Origin of the sequence: Robinsoniella sp. RHS (assembly GCF_001029355.1) — a bacterium.
GTDB classification, from domain to species: domain Bacteria; phylum Bacillota; class Clostridia; order Lachnospirales; family Lachnospiraceae; genus Robinsoniella; species Robinsoniella peoriensis.
On record NZ_JNGB01000001.1, the window covers coordinates 32985 to 52517 of the forward strand.

Genomic DNA, 19533 nt, shown 5'->3' on the forward strand with positions numbered 1-19533 from the left:
GTCAACACCTCGTTGTTTTTTTGTCTTTCTCTTTTGCTCTTCCGATCAGGACAACGATTGTTCTTGGTAAAACCGTGAAGATATTCTGAACTTCTAAAAGAGGCTCGCTGCCCTCTTCGTATACACAGTTTCCATCGCTTTTCCCGGTATCAATTGCTGTATACCAGTCCAAATTTTCAGGAAGATGCGGCAGGGCAAATTCATGCTCCACCCAATGCATATTATATGCAGTATAGAGGAAAATGTCCTCACCGGCATAGAATCCGCAGTACATTACACCGACCTGGCGGTTCGTATGCTCAAATGCCCCATACCAGGCTCTGCTGCCATGATAAGATACATCCGGATAACCGCAGGAAACCGTATCCATCACTCTTAATTCATATGGCATATGTAAAATTTTATGTCGTTTCCGAAATGCAATAACATCCTTTACGAACTGTAATATTTCCTGGTTTTTCTTATTCAGATTCCAGTCAACCCAGGAAATTTCATTGTCCTGGCAGTAAGGATTGTTATTACCCTCCTGGGAATTACCGATTTCATCGCCTGCCAGAAGCATGGGTGTTCCCTGGCTCAGCAGCAGCAGGAGAAATGCATTTCTAATCTGCTTCATGCGAAGGTCCAGAATCTTTTTCTTTCTGCTTTTGCCCTCCACACCGCAGTTCCAGCTATAGTTGTAACTGGATCCGTCCCGGTTTTGTTCTCCGTTTGCCTCATTGTGCTTTTCGTCATAGGAAACCAGATCCATCAGTGTAAATCCATCGTGGTTGGTGATATAATTTATGATTCCCCGCCCGGCAGGATTTCTGCGTATGCGGTATGTAAACTGATTAAGCTGGTCTTCATCTCCCTTTAAAAATCTGCGGATATCAATCAGGAACCCATCATTACATTCAGCCAGATTTTCATATTCCGGAAATGGGGGTTCACTGTAAAACTCCTCGGTCGGAAAATAGACTGCCATGATTTTTGTCCTGGATAATAACGGATCTTTTGCCAGCATATTGCAAAGAACCTGATCTGCCAGTATATGGAATCCATCAATATGGTAATTGGTTACCCAGAATGTGAGACAGTCCATAATTAATCGGGAATTGATCTGATTTGGAAAGTAAAATTCCATAATCACTTCCATACCATTTGCGTGCATTGTACGCACAAGATCTTTGAATTCACGGATTACATCTTTTGATGCCCCATATGATTTCTTGGGCGCAAAGTAATTACCGGCTTCATATCCCCAATAATTCACCCGGGGCATCTCCTCCTGCCTCATCTCATAGGACATACTCATTTGTGCATGCAGTTTTTTGATTTCATCAAATTCATATGCCGGCATGAGCTTTACCTGATTTATGCCAAGCTCCCTGAGATAAGGTATTTTTTCCTGTAACCCCAGAAATGTTCCTTTGTGGCGGACCTTAGAACCATTATGTCTGGTAAAGCCCCGCACATGAAGCTGGTAAGAAATAATTTCCTGATATGGTATCTGCGGATTGGTATCTTCCATCCAGTCATATGTTTCAAAAGCAAAGCCACAGCGGATGGTGTCACCGTCTTCCAGTGATACCGCCTCACCAAAATGCTCACGGCCGACAATCAGCTGGGCATAAGGATCCTGAAAAATCTGTCCGTCAGACCAGTAATTGTATTCATATTCACTCCAGCGCAGACCACAAACTTTTATGGCTAAGATATCGCCAATCAGATGTTCTTTTGGAAATGGGATCTCCTGGGCAATGTGGGGAGATCCTTTTTTATAAAGCACTAATTTCACTTCATGGCTGCCCGCTACTGCCACGGCAAAGTTGATTCCATCTTCCTCTTTTGTAACACCTAACCTTTGATAATTTCCTTTTTTGACTACCAAATCAATCTCCAGCTTCTCTTCTTCCACAATTAATTACCTGCCCTTTCCTGTTCTATCCGTTCTGCCAAGTCATTCAGGTATTCCCAGCGCTGCATTTTTTCATCCAGTTTACCGGAAAGATCTTCCTTTTGCTGCATCAATTCGCCTAGTTTCCCATAATTACTGGCCGCTTCCAGCATTTCCTCTTCCAGATGTTTCAGCTGTTCCTCTAGCTTTTCTATATCTTCATCAATTGTTTCAAAATCCTTTTGTTCCTGATAGGTAAACTTTAATTTCTTGTCTTTTATTTTAACATTTTTAGTTTCTTTTTGAATTCCGGAGGATTGATTATCTCCGGATGGATTCCGCAGTTCCCATGCAATAAGGTAATCAGAATATCCGCCTTCATACTGCTGTATGACTCCATTTCCTTCAAATGCAAAAATCCTGCGCACTACCCGGTCCAGAAAATAGCGGTCATGGGAAACCGTAATTACAATTCCGTCAAAACTGTCCAGATAATCTTCCAGAATCGTCAGAGTCTGTATATCCAGATCATTTGTGGGCTCATCCAGAATTAAAACATTTGGAGCCGTCATCAGAATTCTCAGAAGAAACAGACGCCGTTTCTCACCACCGGACAATTTGCCGATGAGATTCCACTGCATAGTCCCGTCAAATAGAAACCGCTCCAGCATCTGGGACGCAGTTATCGTGCCCTCCGTAGTCTGAACGTACTCGCCAGCCTCTCTGATGTAATCAATGACTTTCATAGAATCATCCATTGCTTCACTTTCCTGTGAAAAATAACCGATCTTCACAGTTTGTCCAATATCAATGGTTCCACAGTCCGGTTCTGTAATACCGTTTATAATCTTAAGCAGAGTACTTTTTCCACATCCATTTGGACCAATGATACCAATACGCTCGCCTTTTAAAAATATATATGAGTAGTCTCTGAACAGTACTTTTTCGCCATAAGACTTTGACAGTCCGGTTACTTCTATTGTTTTTCGTCCAAGCCTGGTGGAGATGGAGTTCATTTCAACAGACAGATCTTCTTGGGGACATCTTCGTTCCTTCATTTCCTCAATTCTGGCAATATGGGCTTTTTGTTTAGTAGAACGTGCCCTGGCACCTCTGGCAAGCCATTCCAGCTCTGTTTTTAAGATACTCTGCCGCTTGCGCTCTGTTGCAACTTCCATATTCTGCCTGGCCTCTTTTAAACGGACAAATTCAGAATAATTTCCGGGGTAATTGTAAATCTGCCCTTTATCGATTTCAACAATACGGTTCGATACACGATCCAGAAAATAACGGTCATGAGTAACCATAATCAGTGCGCCCCGGAACTGGTTCAGATATTCCTCCAGCCATTCAGACATGGCATTGTCCAGATGGTTGGTAGGCTCATCAAGTATCAGAATTTCAGCTGTGGCAAGCAGTATATTCGCCAAAGCCACTCTCTTTTTCTGTCCGCCGGACAATTGGCTGATCTTCTGATTGAAATCTTCTATTTCCAGCTTATTCAGCATGGACTTTGCTTCACTCTCTAAAGACCATTCATTTAATTTTGTCTTATTTAGATGCATAACTGCTTCAAGAGCAGTCATATCCTCATTAAATTCAGGATTCTGGGACAAAAAACGTATGGTAACCTGATTTCCTTTGGTTACCTTGCCGGAATCGGGAATCTCAAGTCCCGCTGCTATTTTCAGCAGCGTAGACTTACCTGTTCCATTAATTCCGATCAGACCGACTTTATCACCATCGTTAATACTAAAATCAGCCTGATCAAATAATTTCCGTTCTGTAAAAGCGTGTGTCAGATTTTCTATCGTCAATAAATTCATAAGTTCATTCCTATTCTACAAATCAATGTCTAATTCTACCGGGCAATGGTCGGAGCCGAATATTTCCGTATGGATCTTTGCATCTTCCAGCTTGTCCTTCAAAGAGTCGGAAACACAGAAATAGTCAATTCTCCACCCTGCATTCTTTTCTCTGGCTTTAAAACGGTAAGACCACCAGGAGTATATACCTTCCTGATCCGGATAAAAATGGCGGTAGGAATCGATAAAGCCGGAGCGAACCACCTGTGTGAATTTTTCTCGTTCTTCATCTGTAAATCCCGCATTTTTGCGGTTGGTTTTCGGATTCTTCAAATCAATTTCTTCATGAGCCACATTTAAGTCTCCACAGAAAATCACTGGTTTGCTCTCTTCCAGTTTCTTCAGATATTTAAGAAAATCATCTTCCCACTGCATCCGGTAAGGCAGTCTCGCTAATTCGTTCTGAGAATTAGGCGTATATACCGTTATCAGGTAAAAATCTTTGAATTCCAGAGTGATTACCCGGCCTTCCTGGTCGTGTTCTTCCATGCCGATACCATAACTGACACTGACAGGCTCCTCTTTCGTAAACACCGCAGTTCCGGAATATCCCTTCTTTACTGCATAATTCCAATACTGGTGATAACCTTCTAAATCCAGATCTATCTGCCCTGCCTGCAGCTTACTTTCCTGAATACAGAAAATATCAGCATCTATATCCCGAAAGAAATCTAAAAACCCTTTTTGGACGCAGGCACGCAGTCCATTTACATTCCATGATATTAATTTCATATTATTACCTTTGCATATTACAGGCTCACCTGCAATAAGCCCTTTCACTTTCGTCTATTCACATAGATAGATTGATTATAATATACCGAATCGTAAAAGTAAAGGTCGTTTGTGCACAGAAACGCGGGCTGTGTATGATTCAACGGCACTTTAATCATGTACTGAATAAAATCCAATCCCAATTCAGCCTTGCATTTTGTGTCTGGTTACACTAAACTAAAAGAAAGAGAAATTATATAAAGATTAGAGGTTGATTACATAATCATGAGAAGTAAATTCAAGATTCATCTGCGTTACTCTATGGATTTCACATTCATTTTCTTTAAGTGGGTTCTGTGTGCAATATTGATGGGGGTGATCTGCGGAGCAATTGGTACCGCATTTCATTTCAGTGTTCACTATGCATCGGATCTTTTGTCTGTTCATACCTGGCTGCTTTATCTGCTGCCGGTTTCCGGCCTGCTCATAGGATTTCTGTACAAAATCTGTAAAATGGAAAACGATAAGGGTACCAACAGTATCCTGCAATCCATTCGAACGTCCCAGGAAGCACCTGCCAGACTTGCGCCCCTGATATTTATCGGTACTGCGCTTACCCACCTGTGCGGCGGTTCTTCCGGCCGAGAAGGGGCAGCTCTTCAGATTGGGGGCAGTATCGGTACCTGGTTTGGTCATTTCATCCATTTAAATGAGAAAGACCGCCATCTGATTACGATGTGCGGTATGAGTGCTCTCTTCTCTGCCGTCTTTTCAACACCGATAACTGCGGCTTTCTTCTGCATGGAAGTCATCAGTGTGGGTATCATTCATTACAGCGCATTTGTGCCGTGTCTGATCTCTGCAATTATTGCCAACCATCTGGCTTCGTATCTGGGTGTAGAACCTACGACATTTTCCGTACCGCTTCAGCATGCATTCGGACTTGCGCTGGGTGGAAAAATTATTGTGCTGGCGGCTGTCTGCGCTCTGGTAAGCATGATTTTTTGCATTATCATGCATAAAGCAGGAGAACTTTACCAGAAATTCCTGAAGAATATGTATTTGCGGTTTTTTGTGGGCGGCTGCCTGGTGGTTGGATTAACGCTCCTTGTGGGAAGCCGTGATTATAATGGTACCGGTATGGAGTTAATCTATAAGGCGATGAACGGAGAAGCCAGACCGGAAGCATTTTTATTAAAAATGATCTTTACAGCAGTAACACTTGGTGCCGGTTTTAAAGGCGGGGAAATTGTTCCTTCTTTCTGCATTGGAGCTACTTTGGGAGCCACGGTCGGAAGTCTGCTTGGGATGGATCCGGGTCTTGCTGCGGCAATCGGTCTGGTATCTTTATTCTGCGGGGTCATTAATTGTCCGATTGCATCGATTCTCCTTAGTATCGAGCTTTTTGGCTCTTCCAATCTGCTGTTGTTCTGTATTGCCTGCGGGGTTAGTTATATGCTCTCCGGCTACTACGGTATCTACAGTGCCCAAAGAATCATGTATTCAAAACTGCATCCGCAATTTATTAACAAACAGACAAAATAAAGGCTTGCAATTCTATGGCACATCTGATAAAGTGATGGGGAGATACTAAATAATAACATTTAAAGCGAGGTACTTACTATGAGCGAACATGAACACGATTTAGACTGCAGTGGCGGCTGTGATTCCTGTGGATGCGGATGTGACCACGACCATGAAGAAGGTGCTACCGTAACTCTTACTATGGATAATGGCGACGTTGTCGAATGTGCGGTATTAACAATCTTCCCGGCTGGTGACAAAGAATATATTGCCCTTCTTCCATTAAATGAAGAGGGTGAAAACGAAGAGGGAGAAGTTTTCTTATATCGCTTCTCTGAAGAAAATGGAAATCCAATGTTAGAGAATATTGAAGACGATGATGAATATGAAGCTGCAGCTGATGCATTTGATGAGTTTCTGGATGGCCAGGAATATGATGAAATAGTAGATGCTGAAGAGGAAGAAGACGAAGAATAATCTTTGTCAGTAATGAATAATATTTTGGTATATCACAAATCCCCCACCGTTTAATTCCGGCAGGGGATTTTTTGATATTCATTAAGTAATCAACCGGCTGTTTTCACATCCTGCTTCAAATTTTCCAAAAACACAGAAGGCATCAGATTCTTCCCATAGCGTTCCCGTATGGAATACATATGGAGATGTTCTTTTGCTCTTGTCATACCCACATAGAACATACGTCGTTCTTCCTGCATGTCCGCATCCAATATGGCTTTTCTGTGGGGAATAATCCCCTCATTTATATCAATAATAAACACATTTGCAAATTCCAGGCCTTTGGAGCTGTGCAGCGTGGTAAAGGTCACCGCGTTGGATACCCTATTCTGCTCTTTTGCCTGATCATTCAGAGCCTTTGTGTATTCTTCAATATGGGCAAACCAGGCTTCAAATGTCTTAAAGTCTTTTGCCCCCTCCTGCATTTCATTTAATACTTCATAGAGATCTTCTGCTTTTATCTTCCTGAAATCTGCATACTCATTTAAATATGCTTCATACCCGATTCCATGACGTATAAAATTAATCGCTGCATATGGGTTCATCCTTTTTAAAATATTCAGCTGATATTCCAATTGTTCGATCCGTTCGACTACCCAGTGCTTATCATCATAATATTTTTTGAGATTTTCCAATGATACTTGCGCTTCATCTATACATTCTCTTCCGATATACCGGTTTGGACGGTTCATAACCTGTAGAAATTCCCGGCGTTCACGGCTTCCAAGTGCCAGATGAATGTAGCTGATCACATTTTTTGCAATCCAGTGATCGTAGATATTTGGCATGCTGTCCCTCATTTTGAAAGGTATATTATATTCCATGAATTTCTCAGCTAAGAGCCGGGCATCGGTATTTGTCCGAAACAGGATGGCAATATCGCTGTATTGATAATCCTGTTTGATATACTCCTGCACTTTCTTAATAATATGAGCACATTCCTGGGGCTGATTTGCAAATGTGTGGAGTTCGATCTTATCACCAGATTCTTTTACCTCTTTCATATTCTTCTGAAAGCGCATCTGATTGTGCCGGATAACAAGTTCGGCTGCTTTTACAATATTACCGGTGCATCGGAAGTTTTGATCCAGCAGTATGGTCTTTGTATCTTTAAATTCTTTTGGAAAATTCAACATTATTTCCGGTTTCGCACCACGGAACCGGTATATTGACTGATCGTCATCGCCTACAATAAATATGTTATTTTCCGGAGCCGCCAGCATCTTGACGATCTCATACTGAATCGTATTGATATCCTGAAATTCATCCACCAATATGTAACGGTACCGGTTCTGCCAGCCCAGCAGGATATCCGGCCGTTCCTTTAACAGCTGGTAAGTATAAACCAGCATATCATCAAAGTCCAGGCGGTTTTCCCTTTCCAGGCGCTGCTGGTATTTTTGATAAATATCACGGAATGCATTTTCCGAACAGGTCGTCGAATAATAGTGTTCTAATGGGATCTGATCATTTTTTACGAGACTGATCTCAGAAATAATGCCTCCGATAAAATCCGCCTCATCTTCGATATCCAGATTCATCCGCCCTACAATGTCTTTTAGATATTGATGCTTCTGATCCTCGCGGAGTATATTTTCTCCGGTAAAATGATAGGCATGTTTTAATATTCCAAAAAATATTGCGTGAAAGGTTCCAAAAGTAACCTGGGTCTGTTCCTGTTCCATTAAACGTAAAAAACGCTGCCGCATTTCCTGTGCCGCCGCTTTTGTAAAAGTAATGACCAGTATTTCCATCGGGTTAATCCCGTAGTTCTGAATCAGATATTTTGTCCGCTCTGTGATAACGGTTGTCTTTCCGGAACCGGGTCCGGCGAGCACGATCATGGGACCATCTTTGTGGGTAATCGCCCGCGACTGAGCCTTAGTAAAACTCATTCGTATTTCCTCCAATCGCGCACTCAATGCGCCTAAAATCAGTTTTATAGCCCTTAATAGGGACGATGCATGGTTGCACCGCCCCCCACTGGGTGTATTTATGACCCTTACTTAGTTACCCAATTTTTCAATTGCAGCTTTGATGCGGGCAATTGATTCTTCTTTACCGATGATTTCCATGATCTCCGTAGCGCCTGCAGGTGTCATCTGCTTTCCGGACACGGCAGTACGAACCGGCCACATAACATATCCGTTTTTACATCCTTTTTCGGATACATAAGTGGAAAGCAGGGCATATAAAGCATCATTACTATAGTCATCCTGGTTTTCCAAAAGAGGAAGAAGATCTTTTAAGACAGCCAAAGAAGTCTCTTCATTTGTCTTCATCTTTTTATGTGTATACATTGCACTGTCGTATTCCGGAACTGATTCAAAGAAATCAATTAAATCTGGAATTTCCGGAAAAACTTCAATTCTGCTCTTCACCATTTCTGCAATCTTTTTTAAATCCAGATCTTTGGTAAGCGCCTGTTTGATAAATGGCAATGCTTTTTCATAGAACACATCAAAATCCATGGCCTTCATATATTCGCCATTCATCCATTTTAACTTATTGACATCAAAAACGGCAGGTGACTTACTCATATGACGGTAATCGAACGCTTCCACTAGTTCTGGAAGGGAGAAGATTTCACGGTTGTCCTGCGGGCACCAGCCAAGCAATGCTACATAGTTTACAATTGCTTCGCTTAAAAATCCCTGTTCCAGTAAATCTTCATAAGAGGAATGACCGCTTCTTTTACTTAACTTCTTATGTTCTTCGTTGGTAATCAGCGGGCAATGTACATATACCGGTACTTCCCAGCCAAATGCCTGATACAGGCGGTTATATTTCGGTGCGGAAGATAAATATTCATTTCCGCGAACTACATGTGTAATTCCCATTAAATGGTCATCTACAACATTGGCAAAGTTATAGGTAGGATATCCGTCTGATTTAATCAAAATCATATCATCCAGTTCTGAGTTTGGTACTTCGATCGTTCCATAGATCTCATCTTCAAACTTCGTAGTACCTTCTTTTGGCATATTCTGACGAATTACGTAAGGTATGCCTGCCGCTAATTTGGATTCAATCTCTTCTTTTGGGAGGTTCAGGCAGTGTTTATCATATACGATGATTTCCTTGCCTGCCACTTCCTGTCTTAAGGATTCCAGGCGTTCTTTATCACAGAAACAGTAATATGCTTCGCCTTTTTCAATTAACATTTTAGCATATTTCAGGTAGATTCCCTGTGCCTGTCGTTCACTCTGTACATAGGGACCTACTCCGCCATCTTTGTCCGGTCCTTCATCATGAACTAAACCTGTCTTTGCCAGGGTACGGTAAATAATATCCAGTGCGCCTTCCATAAAACGTTCCTGGTCAGTATCCTCTATTCTAAGCATAAAATCGCCGCCGTCATGCTTTGCGATTAAATATGCGTATAATGCGGTTCTTAAGTTGCCTACATGCATACGTCCGGTAGGGCTTGGTGCAAAACGTGTTCTAACCTTACTCATTTTAATACTCCTCCTTCTTATATTAATGCTGATTTACAGCCTAAGTCACATTATATACCGAAAGTGGTTTTTATTACAACCATTATTTTCGATTAAATTATAAATTTTGACATTTTCTTTTGTCATCCCGGGTCTGAAAATGTTTATCTTAATGTTTTTTGTATCTTATGAAACGCATACCGGATTTTGCGTAATCATGGTATCCCTGATATTTACCAGAACATAAAAGGGGACAGTGCCAATTAAGTCACTGTCCTCAGATTTTTATTTCGTTAATTCATCCATGATATCCTTCACATGTTCCAGTTTATCCGCCCGGTACGCATTATCACCGCAGAACAGCAATGCATCCTCAGTATTTCCTTTTGCTGCATTGATCAGCGCCCGGGTAATACAGTAAGGAATGGTTGCCGGATTGCATCTTTCCAGACATTGCAGACATTTTCCATTAATTCCGATGCCTGGCTTTGGATGTTCCATAAAGTCGTTGATAATTGCCCGTCCCGGCATGCCTACCGGGCTTTTTACGATTGCAATATCTTCCTTTGATGCATTCAGATAAGTCTGTTTGTATTCGTCACTGGCGTCACATTCGAAGGTTGTAACAAATCGGGTACCCATTTGTACACCATCGGCGCCAAGCTTTAGCGCATGATCGATATCCGCTCTGGTATAGATCCCTCCGGCAACCACAACCGGAATATGGGTTTCATATTTTTTAGCATATCCTTTTACGACACCTATGATGCCCTTGATTTCTTCTTCATAGACTTCCGGTGTAAAGTTTTCCAGCTGATCCAGTGAGAACCCCAGATGTCCGCCGGCTCTTGGTCCTTCAATCACGACAAGATCCGGAAGTCGCCCTGATTTGCGTTCCCACATCTTCAGGATCACGCTGGCGGATTTGATGGTGGATACAATGGGTGCTATCTTTGTCTTACTATCCTTCACTAATTCCGGCAGCATGGTAGGCAGACCGGCACCGGAGATAATTAAATCCACCCCGGATTTAACCGCAGCTTTCACATACTCAGCATAACGCTTCGTAGCAACCATAATGTTGACACCCACAATCCCATCTTTTGCAATCTGGCGTGCCTTTTTAATTTCATTGGCAATTGCCCTTAAATTTGATTCAATCGGATTACTCTCAAATCCTTCTTCCCGATAGCCAATCTGTGCGGTAGAGATAATGCCAACGCCGCCGCAGGCAGCAACATTTCCAGCCAGCCTTGACAAGCTGACGCCTACGCCCATTCCTCCCTGGATAATCGGTATTCTAGCTGTTAAATCCCCGATTTTTAACGGTTTTAATTCCATTCTTACCTCCTATGCATATCGCAGGCTTGCCTGCGATATGGTTGACTGTCTGCTACATATTTCGGAAGCGCTGGTACCTTTGACTGGCAAATTCCTCTATCTGTAATTTATTCTGGTCTTCCAGAAATCTGCAGATATTTTTCTTCATATAAACTGCTATTTCTGCTATATTTTCCACCATAGCAGGTTCCCGCTCCGGTATAATAAGCTCAATAATGCCAAGATCCTTCAGGTCTTCTGCTGTTATTTTCATAATTTCAGAGGCTTCTTTTGCACGTTTTCCGTCTTTCCACAGAATTGATGCAAAACCTTCCGGTGACAAAACCGAATAAGTGGCATTTTCCATCATCCACACTTCATTTGCTACCGCTAATCCAAGAGCACCTCCGCTCCCGCCTTCCCCGATCATAATACTCAGAACCGGAGTCTTTAAGGCCGACATCTCAAGCAGGTTACGGGCAATTGCTTCACCCTGTCCCCGCTCTTCTGCTTCAATTCCGCAGGCTGCTCCCGGCGTGTCTACAAAATTGATAATGGGACGGTGAAATTTCTCAGCCTGCTTCATCAGGCGAAGTGCTTTACGATAACCTTCCGGAGATACCATTCCAAAGTTCCGGGTAATATTGTCCTTTGTATTTTTCCCCTTTTGCTGACCAATCACCGTTACCGGCTGTCCGTTCAGGTAAGCAATACCGCCAACTACTGCGCCGTCATCCCTAAAACTTCTGTCCCCATGTAATTCGGTAAAATGTTCAAAGATCGCTTCAATATAATCCAGACTGGTTGGACGTTCTGCCATCCTGGAGATCTGAACTTTTTCCCAGGCCGATTTTTTATACCCATCACCAAATGATTCACCGGCAGACATATCCGTATCAAAATCAGATCCTTCGGATACCGCTTTGCCAACGGAAGATAGAATGGTATCGGGAGAGTCAGAAGCACCATATAAAAGTGTGCCAAGTTCTCCAGTTGTTTTTTCAAAAGAGGCATAGCCTTTTCTGCTCTCATGCATGTCAATGAGCATCGCTAAACGCAGTTTAAGATCGCTTCGTTCCACAATACCGTCTATAATACCTTTTTCCACCAGGAACTCTGCTCTTTGGAATCCCTCCGGAAGTTTCTGCCCGATGGTTTGTGCAATTACCCTTGGACCTGCAAATCCGATCAGGGCTCCCGGCTCGGCAAGGATGATATCTCCTAACATTGCAAAACTGGCAGTTACACCTCCTGTTGTGGGATCTGTCAGAACTGGAATATAAAGAAGTCCGGCATCGGAATGGCGTTTAATGGCAGCCGAAGTTTTCGCCATCTGCATCAGAGAAACAATTCCTTCCTGCATTCTGGCACCGCCGGAGCAGCAAAATAAGATAACAGGTAATTTTTCGTCAATTGCCTGTTCAAATGCGCGGGTTATTTTCTCCCCTACTACATATCCCATGCTGCTCATTAAAAAACGTGCATCACAGACACCGACTACGGCATCTTTTCCATAGATTTTGCCTTTACCGATTGTAACTGCCTCGTGCAGATGTGTTTTATCCCTTTGTGCTTCCAATTTTTCCTCATATCCCGGATAATCCAGGGGATTGCGCTGTGGCAGATCAGTATACCATGATTCATAAGTACCATGGTCCAGAACCATACGCAGTCTGGTCTTCGTCTTAATCCGAAAATAACCGCCGCATTTTGGACATACATAATGATTATCTACTACATCTTGCTTATACAGCAATTTACCGCATTTCGGACATTTTACCCAAAGCCCCTCCGGTACGCAGGGTGCTGCATCTTCTTCTACAGAAGGTTTTTCTTCCTTCTTAGGTTCATCCAAACGTCCGATTGGAATGTAGGAAGTTTTTTTAAACATATCCTTAAGCTTCGACATTTTATACTCTCCTTAATTTCTAACAGGATCACAGGCATGTTGTTTGAAATTCATTGCATCAATCTGTACGCTTCCAACCGGCTTCTTTTAGAAATGTTCTTCTATGAAATCGGTTGTGAAATCGCCTGCCTGAAAATCTTCATTATTCAGTATTTCATACTGAAAATCTACATTTGTTGTGACGCCGTCCAAAACCAGCTCACCTAAAGTACTTCTCATTTTATCAATTGCAGAAGCTCTCGTTTTGTCATGCACAATTACTTTTGCAATCATAGAGTCATAATAGGGTGGAATTTCGTATCCGCTGTATACGGCAGTATCAATTCTTACCCCATATCCACCCGGCAGATGTACTTCATTTATCTTTCCGGGACAGGGCATAAAATTCTTAGCCGGATTCTCCGCATTAATTCTGCATTCAATGGCATGACCGGTTAAGGTAATGTCTTCCTGTTTCACACTGAGTGGAAGTCCTGCTGCAATATAGATCTGCTCTTTGATTAAATCTACCCCGGAAACCATTTCGGTTACCGGATGTTCCACCTGAATACGGGTGTTCATTTCCATAAAATAATAATTTTTATTTTTATCTAAAAGGAATTCTATCGTTCCTGCATTTTCATATGAAGCTGCTCTTGCAGCATGAATGGCGGTATCGCCCATGGCTTTTCGCAATTCCGGTGTAAGAACGGCACTTGGAGATTCCTCAATTACTTTTTGATGATGTCTCTGAATAGAGCAGTCTCGTTCACCCAGCTGTACCACATTGCCAAATTTATCTGCAATGATCTGGAATTCGATGTGTTTCGGGTTTTGCACGTATTTTTCAATATACATGGTATCATCACCGAATCCTCTCACCGATTCCATCTGTGCGGTCTGGAAATTCTCCGTGAAATCTTCTGCAGATTCTGATATTCGCATCCCTTTTCCGCCGCCGCCGGAGGAAGCTTTGATCATAACCGGATAACCAATTTCTCCTGCTATCCGTTTACCTTCCTCTGCTGTATAGACCGGTTCTTTGGTACCGGGAACAACCGGTACTCCCGCTTTCATCATGGTGGCACGGGCTTCTGATTTATTTCCCATACGGTTAATGACCTCCGCACTGGGACCGATAAACGTAATATTGCATTTCTGACACATTTCCACAAATTTACTGTTCTCTGACAGAAAACCAAAGCCAGGATGAATTGCATCTGCTTTTGCTGCTATCGTAGCACTTAAAATGCGTTCCATGTTTAAATAACTTTCCAGTGAAGATGCCGGTCCGATGCAGATTGCTTCGTCTGCCAGCTGTGTATGAAGGGCTTCCCGGTCTGCCTCTGAATAAACGGCTGCCGTTTTAATTCCAAGTTCACGGCATGCCCGAATAATACGAACTGCGATCTCTCCTCTGTTAGCAATTAATATTTTCTGAAACATATGATCTCCTATCCGATTGCAAAAGTCAATTCCGCTATGGCTACTACTTTACCGTCTACGGTCGCAGTTGCTTTTCCCACACCGATTGGACCTTTTACTTTAATCATTTCTACTTCCAGCATTAATACATCGCCAGGCAATACTTTTCCTTTGAATTTGGCAGAATTGATTGCTCCAAAATAAGCAACCTTGCCTTTATTCTCCGGTACACTTAAGATGATCACCGCTCCTACCTGAGCCAGTGCTTCAATGGTTAACACGCCCGGCATAACCGGTTCCTGCGGGAAATGTCCAGCAAAAAACGGCTCATTGTAGCTTACGCACTTTTTACCTACTGCACGTTTGCCGGGTTCTAATTCTTCAATAGTATCTATTAATAAAAACGGCTGTCTATGTGGAATGATCTCCATAATTTCTTTCGTTGATAATGCCATAATCGTACCTCCTGATTGGTGTGAAGTTTTATTATTTAATTACAAACAACGGCTGACCGTATTCCACCATCTGCTCATTCTCTATGAGAATCGCTTCCACCACACCGTCAAATTCGCTTTCAATTTCATTCATCAGTTTCATCGCTTCTATAATACCGAGGGTCTGCCCCTTCTTTACCACATCTCCAACTTTAACAAAAGCCGGATTTTCAGGAGAAGCCGCATTGTAGAAAGTTCCCACTAACGGAGCTTTTACAGTATTTCCATCAGGTACAGAAACGCCATCCATGGTTTGCGAAGCAGCAGTCACAGGATTCTGTACAGACGACTGCTGTGTCAGCATTCCTTCCGAAACGCTTGTTACTATCACATCTTTTTGTTTCCGCTTCATGGAGATTTTAACATCTCCATTGTCAATGGAAAAATCGGTGAGATCGGTAGACGCTACTTTATCGATTAAAGTCAATAAATTTTCAAATTCCATGTGATTACTCCTCTCTATATTTCTTCACTAAAATACTGGAGTTGTGTCCGCCAAAGCCAAGTGAATTGCTGATTGCATATTCCAGCGGCTCTTCGATTGCTTTTTGGGCAACATAATTTAAATCCAGTTCTTCATCCGGTACTTTATAACCTACCGTAGGATGAATATAACCTTCTTCTATTTCTTTGATGCAAGTGATAAATTCAATGGATCCGGCGGCACCTAACATATGTCCCGTAATGGATTTTGTTGAGTTAACGCGGATATTATAAGCGTGATCACCAAAGGCTTTTTTGATGGCTCTGGTCTCAAATAAGTCATTATGATGTGTGCTGGTACCGTGTGCATTGATATAAGTAATATCTTCGGGTTTTAGTCCTGCTTCTTTTACTGCATTTAACATCGCTCTTGCAGCGCCTTCCCCATCTTCTGCCGGAGAAGTAATATGATAAGCATCGCTGGTTGCGCCATAGCCGCCAAGTTCGGCATAAATGCGGGCACCGCGTTTCTTCGCATGTTCCAGTTCTTCCAGAACAACCACAGCAGCTCCTTCTGCCATAATGAAACCGCTTCGTTCTTTGTCAAACGGAATGGAACATCTCTGTGGATCTGTTGCACCGGAAAGAGCAGTCAATGCTGCAAATCCGCTGACACCGATGGGACAGATAGAAGCTTCCGTACCGCCTGCAACCATTACATCTGCATCTCCGAATTGAATTGTACGGAACGCTTCACCGATGGAGTGCGTACCCGTTGCACAGGCAGTTACCACATTAATACTTTTCCCTTTCAAACCAAACTGGATAGATACATTACCGGCTGCCATATTGGAAATCATAAGCGGTACCAAGAGCGGATTTACACGGCTGGGACCTTTTTCTACCAGCCTGGTGTGTTCTCTTTCTGCTGCCTGAAGACTGCCGATTCCGGAACCCACGGAGCATCCTACCATATAAGGATCTTCTTTTGACATATCTAATCCCGAATCTTCAATTGCTTCTTTTGATGCAGCAACTGCATACTGGGAAAATAATTCCATACGCTTAGCTGCTTTAAAGTCCATAAAATCTTTTGCAACAAAATCTTTGATCTCTGCTGCCAGTTTTGCCCGATACTCCGTACAGTCAAATCTGGTAATCGGAGCAAATCCTGTTCTTTCCTTTTTTACACTATCCCAAAAGCTCTCTACATTTAAACCTACCGGTGTAATTGCGCCCATTCCTGTTACTACTACTCTTCTCATGCTGCTACCTCCGTTATATCTGCTCATTTGCAGGTGATTTTAAATTGCCATACCGCCGTCTACACTGATTACCTGACCTGTAATATAATCTGCACGGTCAGAAGCCAGAAAGGCTGCCATTTCTGCCACATCTTCTACTTTTCCAAATCGTTTCAACGGGATCTGGGCAATGGCTTGTTCTTTTATAGCATCGGATAATACGTCGCTCATCTCAGTAGCAATAAATCCTGGTGCGATTGCATTTACAGTAATGCCTCTGCTCGCCAGTTCCCTGGCCATTGCTTTTGTAAGCCCGATAATGCCTGCTTTGGAAGCAGAATAATTTGCCTGCCCCATATTTCCAAGTACACCGGATACCGATGCGATATTGATGATTTTACCGCTTCTCTGTTTTAACATTTGTCTGGATAAATGGCGGATTGTGTTAAATGACCCTTTCAGATTTATATCGATTACGGAATCAAAGTCCGCTTCTTTCATTTTCACGATTAGATTATCTTTGGTAATTCCGGCGTTGTTCACTAAAATATCGATGTGCTGGTATTCTGCAATCAGCGCTTTCATCATTTTTTCTGTGCTTTCATAATCAGCCACATTACATTGGAAGGATACCGCATTGCCTCCCTTTTCTTTAATCTGTGCAACTACTTCTTCCGCTTTATCTTTGGAACCATTATAGTTTATAACCACGAATGCACCTTCTGCAGCAAGTTTCAATGCAATTGCTTTCCCGATTCCTCTGGATGATCCGGTTACTAATGCTACTTTATTTTCTAACATATATACTCCTTTATAATTAAACCTGCGGGTTCTTTACTTATGGTACATGCTTTTTTGGTACATGTCATTTCGCAGGCATGTTCTGCATCTTTACATTGACAAAGCGGATAATACTTTTTCTATATCTTCTACTTTCTCAACATTTAATGCTGTCATATCACGGTTGATTTTGCGTAAAAATCCGCTGAGGGTTTTGCCCGGTCCGATTTCAATAAAGGTGTCTACACCTTCTGCAATCATATTTTCAACGCTTTGCTGCCACTGTACAGATGAATAGATCTGCTTTTGCAGTAAATCCTTTACCTGATTCTTATCTGTTACGTATTCTGCGGTTACATTGGAAACGTAAGGGATTTTCACCTCATGAATTTCTACTTCATCTAATACTTTACCAAGCTTACTGCCGGCATCTGTCAACATAGCAGAGTGAAATGGTCCGCTTACCTTCAGGGGAACAATTCTTCTTGCACCGGCTTCTTTAAGAGTCTCACAGGCTTTCTGCACTGCTGCTTCTTCGCCTGTGATTGCAATCTGTCCCGGACAATTATAATTTGCCACACTGACAATACCATCTGTTTTTTCACAGACCTCTGCAATTTTTTCTCCATCCATGCCGATAACCGCCGACATTGCGCCGCCGGACGGAACTGCTTCCTGCATGAAGATACCTCTCTGACGAACTACCTTAAATGCATCTTCCAGGGTTAATACACTGGAAGATGCTAATGCACCATATTCTCCAAGGCTCAATCCTGCGTTTACACAAGAATTCAATCCTTTTTCTTCCAGAACTTTTAAGATCGCTGCCGATACAGCCAGCATACATACCTGGGTATATTCTGTTATATTTAATTTATCATTTTCTTCAAAACAAAGCGCAGGTATATCCAGTCCGGTTACTCCGGATGCCAGATCAAAGATCTCTTTGCAGGATTCATACTGCTCATAAAAATCCTTACCCATGCCTATGTACTGCGCACCCTGTCCCGGGAACACAAATGCTATTTTTTTCATTCTTTACCTCCATGTATATCACAGACCTGTCTATTAGTATTTAATAACTTCCCGGCTTCTGTCATTATTTCCTCTATCATTTCCAAGCAGCTTTGTTCCTTCTTTATCAAGCCGGCGATCTGGCCTGCCATCACAGTTCCAGTGATTACATCACCTTCCATTACTGCACTTCGCAGAGATCCCAGAGTTAAATATTCCAGCTCTTCAAAGGAAGCTCCTGATTTTTCCAATTTCACGTATTCTCTCGTCATTTTATTTCTCAGGGAACGGACCGGATGTCCTGTTGTAGTCCCTGTAACTTCGGAATCAATATCTTTTGCTTTTATGACCCTGTCTTTATAATTTTGATGAACAATGGACTCTTTTGCCACTACAAAACGGGTACCTATCTGCACAGCCTCAGCTCCAAGCATCATAGCTGCTGCAAATCCTCTTCCATCACCGATTCCTCCGGCTGCTATCACGGGAATATCTACCGCATCCACTACCTGGGGAACCAGCGTCATCGTTGTCTGTGATCCAATATGTCCGCCGGATTCCATACCTTCGGCTATGACTGCATCTGCGCCGTATTTTGCCATTCTTCTTGCCAGGGCTACCGAAGCAACTACAGGTATTACTTTAATGCCTGCCGCTTTCCACAGTTCCATGTACTTTTCCGGATTACCCGCTCCGGTGGTTACTGCCTTAACACCTTCTTCCGCAACAACCTTAGCCACTTCATCTGCATGAGGACTTAAAAGCATTATATTGACCCCAAATGGTTTATCTGTCAGTTCTTTTGCTTTACGAATTTCTTCCCGTACCACTTCCGCCGGAGCGCTTGCCGCACCGATCAGGCCAAAACCTCCTGCATTTGAAACTGCAGCAGCAAGATGATGCTCAGCTACCCATGCCATACCGCCCTGGATAATGGGATATTCGATTCCTAAAAGTTCGGTTACTCTTGTCGTCATATTGGACCTCCATTCAAAACGAAACATATAGTAAAG

General features: G+C 42.6%; 16 protein-coding genes. 2 read left to right on the forward strand and 14 right to left on the reverse strand.

Annotated features, from left to right (window positions below; all coding sequences use genetic code 11):
• Position 1: 1 nt before the first annotated feature.
• Genes RHS_RS00140 through xth form a run of 3 tightly spaced genes read right to left on the reverse strand, consistent with a single transcriptional unit; the run spans position 2 to position 4476 of the window.
• A complete protein-coding gene (locus RHS_RS00140) occupies positions 2–1900 on the reverse strand; it encodes an alpha-amylase family glycosyl hydrolase (protein WP_395020855.1) in 1899 nt (632 codons plus the stop codon).
• Between the two features lie 2 nt (positions 1901–1902).
• On the reverse strand, positions 1903–3705 hold the full coding sequence (locus RHS_RS00145; RefSeq protein WP_047832033.1) for an ABC-F family ATP-binding cassette domain-containing protein: 1803 nt from the start codon (positions 3703–3705) through the stop codon (positions 1903–1905).
• A gap of 15 nt (positions 3706–3720) precedes the next feature.
• Complete coding sequence (xth, locus tag RHS_RS00150) at positions 3721–4476, reverse strand: exodeoxyribonuclease III (protein WP_027294196.1); 756 nt, start codon at positions 4474–4476, stop codon at positions 3721–3723.
• 264 nt (positions 4477–4740) lie between these two features.
• On the opposite strand from xth, the gene RHS_RS00155 reads away from it, so the two are divergent.
• Both RHS_RS00155 and RHS_RS00160 read left to right on the forward strand, forming a co-directional pair.
• Entirely contained in the window at positions 4741–6000 is a 1260-nt protein-coding gene (locus tag RHS_RS00155) for a chloride channel protein (RefSeq protein ID WP_027294197.1), read from the forward strand.
• Positions 6001–6078: 78 nt separating this feature from the next.
• On the forward strand, positions 6079–6456 hold the full coding sequence (locus RHS_RS00160) for a DUF1292 domain-containing protein (RefSeq protein ID WP_027294198.1): 378 nt from the start codon (positions 6079–6081) through the stop codon (positions 6454–6456).
• 89 nt (positions 6457–6545) lie between these two features.
• On the opposite strand, the gene RHS_RS00165 is transcribed toward RHS_RS00160, so the two are convergent.
• The 11 genes from RHS_RS00165 to fabK all read right to left on the reverse strand — a co-directional run bounded on the left by RHS_RS00165 (position 6546) and on the right by fabK (position 19497).
• Complete coding sequence (locus tag RHS_RS00165) at positions 6546–8390, reverse strand: UvrD-helicase domain-containing protein (protein WP_047832034.1); 1845 nt, start codon at positions 8388–8390, stop codon at positions 6546–6548.
• A 111-nt stretch (positions 8391–8501) separates the two neighbouring features.
• Positions 8502–9953 (reverse strand): glutamate--tRNA ligase, encoded by a 1452-nt coding sequence (gltX, locus tag RHS_RS00170; RefSeq protein ID WP_027294200.1) that lies wholly within the window; start codon positions 9951–9953, stop codon positions 8502–8504.
• Positions 9954–10217: 264 nt separating this feature from the next.
• Positions 10218–11273, reverse strand: a complete 1056-nt coding sequence (locus RHS_RS00175; RefSeq protein WP_027294201.1) for a nitronate monooxygenase family protein — start codon at positions 11271–11273, stop codon at positions 10218–10220.
• Positions 11274–11325: 52 nt separating this feature from the next.
• Entirely contained in the window at positions 11326–13161 is a 1836-nt protein-coding gene (locus tag RHS_RS00180) for an acetyl-CoA carboxylase carboxyl transferase subunit (RefSeq protein ID WP_047832035.1), read from the reverse strand.
• A gap of 87 nt (positions 13162–13248) precedes the next feature.
• Positions 13249–14586 carry an acetyl-CoA carboxylase biotin carboxylase subunit gene (locus RHS_RS00185; protein WP_027294203.1) on the reverse strand — a complete coding sequence of 446 codons (1338 nt, stop codon included), beginning with the start codon at positions 14584–14586 and terminating at the stop codon, positions 13249–13251.
• Positions 14587–14594: 8 nt separating this feature from the next.
• On the reverse strand, positions 14595–15020 hold the full coding sequence (fabZ, locus tag RHS_RS00190) for a 3-hydroxyacyl-ACP dehydratase FabZ (RefSeq protein WP_044295956.1): 426 nt from the start codon (positions 15018–15020) through the stop codon (positions 14595–14597).
• 31 nt (positions 15021–15051) lie between these two features.
• Positions 15052–15504 (reverse strand): acetyl-CoA carboxylase biotin carboxyl carrier protein, encoded by a 453-nt coding sequence (gene accB / locus RHS_RS00195; RefSeq protein ID WP_027294205.1) that lies wholly within the window; start codon positions 15502–15504, stop codon positions 15052–15054.
• Between the two features lie 4 nt (positions 15505–15508).
• Complete coding sequence (gene fabF / locus RHS_RS00200) at positions 15509–16747, reverse strand: beta-ketoacyl-ACP synthase II (RefSeq protein WP_047832036.1); 1239 nt, start codon at positions 16745–16747, stop codon at positions 15509–15511.
• Positions 16748–16786: 39 nt separating this feature from the next.
• Positions 16787–17527 (reverse strand): 3-oxoacyl-[acyl-carrier-protein] reductase, encoded by a 741-nt coding sequence (gene fabG, locus RHS_RS00205; RefSeq protein ID WP_047832037.1) that lies wholly within the window; start codon positions 17525–17527, stop codon positions 16787–16789.
• A 90-nt stretch (positions 17528–17617) separates the two neighbouring features.
• Positions 17618–18541 (reverse strand): ACP S-malonyltransferase, encoded by a 924-nt coding sequence (gene fabD / locus RHS_RS00210; protein WP_047832038.1) that lies wholly within the window; start codon positions 18539–18541, stop codon positions 17618–17620.
• Complete coding sequence (gene fabK / locus RHS_RS00215) at positions 18538–19497, reverse strand: enoyl-[acyl-carrier-protein] reductase FabK (protein ID WP_047832039.1); 960 nt, start codon at positions 19495–19497, stop codon at positions 18538–18540. Before fabK ends, fabD begins: the two co-directional genes overlap by 4 nt.
• Between the last annotated feature and the right edge of the window lie 36 nt (positions 19498–19533).

Bases quoted from the DNA above. Each gene is read 5' to 3' on its own strand.
- RHS_RS00175 (WP_027294201.1), bottom strand. From the start codon at position 11,273: ATGGAATTAAAACCGTTAAAAATCGGGGATTTAACAGCTAGAATACCG.
- fabD (WP_047832038.1), bottom strand. From the start codon at position 18,541: ATGAAAAAAATAGCATTTGTGTTCCCGGGACAGGGTGCGCAGTACATA.
- fabG (WP_047832037.1), bottom strand. From the start codon at position 17,527: ATGTTAGAAAATAAAGTAGCATTAGTAACCGGATCATCCAGAGGAATC.
- RHS_RS00165 (WP_047832034.1), bottom strand. From the start codon at position 8,390: ATGAGTTTTACTAAGGCTCAGTCGCGGGCGATTACCCACAAAGATGGT.
- gltX (WP_027294200.1), bottom strand. From the start codon at position 9,953: ATGAGTAAGGTTAGAACACGTTTTGCACCAAGCCCTACCGGACGTATG.
- fabK (WP_047832039.1), bottom strand. From the start codon at position 19,497: ATGACGACAAGAGTAACCGAACTTTTAGGAATCGAATATCCCATTATC.
- fabZ (WP_044295956.1), bottom strand. From the start codon at position 15,020: ATGGCATTATCAACGAAAGAAATTATGGAGATCATTCCACATAGACAG.
- RHS_RS00185 (WP_027294203.1), bottom strand. From the start codon at position 14,586: ATGTTTCAGAAAATATTAATTGCTAACAGAGGAGAGATCGCAGTTCGT.
- accB (WP_027294205.1), bottom strand. From the start codon at position 15,504: ATGGAATTTGAAAATTTATTGACTTTAATCGATAAAGTAGCGTCTACC.
- fabF (WP_047832036.1), bottom strand. From the start codon at position 16,747: ATGAGAAGAGTAGTAGTAACAGGAATGGGCGCAATTACACCGGTAGGT.
- RHS_RS00180 (WP_047832035.1), bottom strand. From the start codon at position 13,161: ATGTCGAAGCTTAAGGATATGTTTAAAAAAACTTCCTACATTCCAATC.
- RHS_RS00160 (WP_027294198.1), top strand. From the start codon at position 6,079: ATGAGCGAACATGAACACGATTTAGACTGCAGTGGCGGCTGTGATTCC.
- xth (WP_027294196.1), bottom strand. From the start codon at position 4,476: ATGAAATTAATATCATGGAATGTAAATGGACTGCGTGCCTGCGTCCAA.
- RHS_RS00155 (WP_027294197.1), top strand. From the start codon at position 4,741: ATGAGAAGTAAATTCAAGATTCATCTGCGTTACTCTATGGATTTCACA.
- RHS_RS00145 (WP_047832033.1), bottom strand. From the start codon at position 3,705: ATGAATTTATTGACGATAGAAAATCTGACACACGCTTTTACAGAACGG.